Origin of the sequence: Streptomyces sp. NPDC021100 (genome assembly GCF_044333095.1) — a bacterium.
Classification (GTDB): Bacteria; Actinomycetota; Actinomycetes; order Streptomycetales; family Streptomycetaceae; genus Streptomyces.
In genome coordinates, this window is record NZ_JBIRQH010000051.1 from 1 (window position 1) to 2,871 (window position 2,871).

A 2,871-nucleotide genomic window follows, 5' to 3' on the forward strand; every position below is an offset into this window, starting at 1 on the left:
CCACCACAGACCTCAACAGCCACCGCATCCGGCGCCAACCGCACCCGCTCGGCAAACAACCCCACCAACGACGTGGCAGACACCGCAGCGGAAGAACCGCTCCAGTCCGATACGAGCCGGTCCCGCTCACCGTCGAGCAGGATCCCGGCCTGTCCGATCGGCCGGTCCGGATCCGCCATCACCTCGTGCAGCAGTCGCCCCCACCGGGCCATCAACATCTCGACCGTGGAACGGTCGAACAAGTCCGTCGAGTACTCGACGAGCGCGTCAATGCCCGACGGCTCCCCGGACTCGTCATGGCGTTCAAGCAGGGAGATCAGCATGTCGAACCGGGAGGTGCCGGTGTCGACGTCCACCTGAGCCATCCGAAGGCCCGGCAATTCGGCATCGGTGGCGGGGGCGTTCTGCACGACCAAGGCGACCTGGAACATCGGGTGATACCCGGCGGAGCGCTGCGGATTCAGCACCTCCACCAAATACTCGAACGGCACGTCCTGGTGCGCGTACGCCGCCAGACTCGTCTCCCGGACCCGCCCCAGCAACTCCGAGAAACTCGGATCCCCCGACGTGTCCGTCCGCAACACGAACGTGTTCACGAAGAACCCGATCAGATCATCCAGCGCCTCATCCGTACGCCCCGCCTGCCCACTGCCCAACGGAATGTCCGTACCCGCACCCAGCCGCGTCAGCAACGCCGCCATACCCGCCTGCAACACCATGAACACCGTCGCGCCACTACGGCCCGCAAGGGCGGACAGGTTCCGATGCAGCTCACCATCCAGCGTGAAATTCAGTGTGGCGCCTTGGTACGAGGCCACCGCGGGCCGCGGCCGGTCGGTGGGAAGATTCAGCTGCTCCGGCAGGTCCGCCAACTGCTCCTTCCAGTACGCCACCTGCCGCGACAGGACACTGTCCGGATCAGACTCATCCCCCAGCAACTCCCGCTGCCACAACGTGTAATCCGCATACTGCACCGGCAACTCCGACCACGCCGGCACCCGCCCAACGGACCGAGCCGCATACGCCTCGATCATGTCCCGGACCAATGGCCCCATCGACCATCCGTCACCGACCACATGGTGCAGCAGCACCATCAGAACGCACTCGTCCTCGGAGCCGTGGCTGTCCACGATGTCGAACAGCCATGCCCGGATCGGTATGTCGGTGGCGAGGTCGAAGGTACGGCGCGCCGCGGTCTCCAGCGCCCGCGGCAGTTCCTGCTCGGTGACTTCCCCGGTCTCCCATGCCAACGCCACGTGCTGCGGCTCGATGACGCGTTGCCGGGGCCGGCCGTCGACTTCCGGGAACACCGTGCGCAGCGATTCGTGCCGTTCCACCACGTCCAGCACGGCCGTGTGCAGTGCCGACCGGTCCAGCTTTCCGGTCAGCCGAAGCGCCAGCGGCGCGTTGTAGGTGGCCGACGGGCCTTCCAACTTGTGCAGGAACCACAGGCGGCGCTGGGCGAACGACAGCGGTATCACGAGTACGTACCTTCTTCCACTTCGGTTCGGATCACACCGCTGAATACGCCGGCTACCCGAATTGCCGAATAGTCGCTAAAGAGTCGCTTGTGCGGACGGAGTCAGGAGTTCTCCTGAGGCCGCGGCATCCGTCGTAGCGCGGTCCGGCGGGTCTTCGGAGTGCTCTCCAGGCTCTGTGCCAATGTCTCGACGGTGGGGGCGTCGAATACGGTGGCGATGGCCACCTCCAGCCCCAGGGTGTTCCGGATCCGGCTGACCAACCGGGTCACCAGCAGGGAATGCCCGCCGAGGTCGAAGAAACCGTCGTCGATCCCGACACTGGGAAGGCCCAGCACTTCGGCGAACAGGCCGCAGAGCACCTCTTCCCGGTGCGTGCGCGGGGGCCGGCCACCGCTGAGGACGGCGTAGTCCGGAGCCGGCAGGGCTTTGCGGTCCAGCTTTCCGTTCGAGGTCAAGGGCACCTGGTCGAGTACGACGACCGCGGACGGCACCATGAATTCCGGCAGCCGTCCGGCCGCATGCGCCCGTACCGTCGTGGCCAGTGACCCCATGGTCCGGGAGGTCACCGGATGGTTGGTCCACGGTCCCTTCGCGCTCGGCCGGTATATCCCTGACGTCACCGGGCTGTCAGCGGGACGGAGCACCGCCTCGAACCATTCCGGCCCCTGCGGCGACCAGGTCAGCAGCACGCGAAGGCCGTGCCGTTCGCCCCAACGGGCAAGCTCTTCCGGATCCGTGATGCCGGCCGTACCGGAATCAACGGATGCCCGTCGAATCTCGGTCGCCAGGCGGCCATTGGGAATGCCGCTCACCCGGACGCCGTCCTGGCGCTCGGCCAGCGCCGACAGCAGGCCCTTCGCGTCCTTCACGTCCTGGCCCCACACGAGCTCGGCGCACTCGCCCGGCGAGCGCGCCCCGGCGGCGGCCCCGTGGAGCACGACCTCGTACCGGTGTCGCGTCAGCTCGTTGTGGTGGGCGCCCCGCTTGAGGCGGATGTCCACCTCACCTACCCGGTCATCGGTCTCGGCGAGCCCGAGGAAGAATTCCGGCGCGATCAGAAGTTCCGGCTCGGAACGCATCGCCTGGTCGACGGCCGCCTCCAGCCGGGCCGAACCGATGTCCGCCATGATCCGATGCGCTTGAACGGCCGTCTGGAATGTCCGCGCAGTGCCGAGGTGACGCACATCGCCGACGATCAGCCGTCCATCCGGCCTGAGCAGACGCAGTGCCCCGTCCAGCACCCGCGCCAGGTAATCACCCGTCGGGAAGTACTGCACCACCGAATTCAGCACGATGGTGTCGAAGAATTCCGTCGGAAGCCCCTCGGTGTCGTCGGCGGGCCGGCAGTCCAGCCGTACCCGGTCGCTCAGTCCGACATCAGCGGTCTGCC

General features: G+C 67.0%; 2 protein-coding genes. Both read right to left on the minus strand.

Features of this window, described 5'->3' with window-relative positions; all coding sequences use genetic code 11:
- On the minus strand, positions 1-1,481 hold a 1,481-nt coding region (locus tag ACH4PU_RS36135), incomplete at its 3' end, for a condensation domain-containing protein (RefSeq protein ID WP_398282317.1).
- Positions 1,482-1,582: 101 nt separating this feature from the next.
- The coding region (locus ACH4PU_RS36140) for a phosphopantetheine-binding protein (RefSeq protein ID WP_398282320.1) at positions 1,583-2,871 on the minus strand (1,289 nt) is incomplete at its 5' end.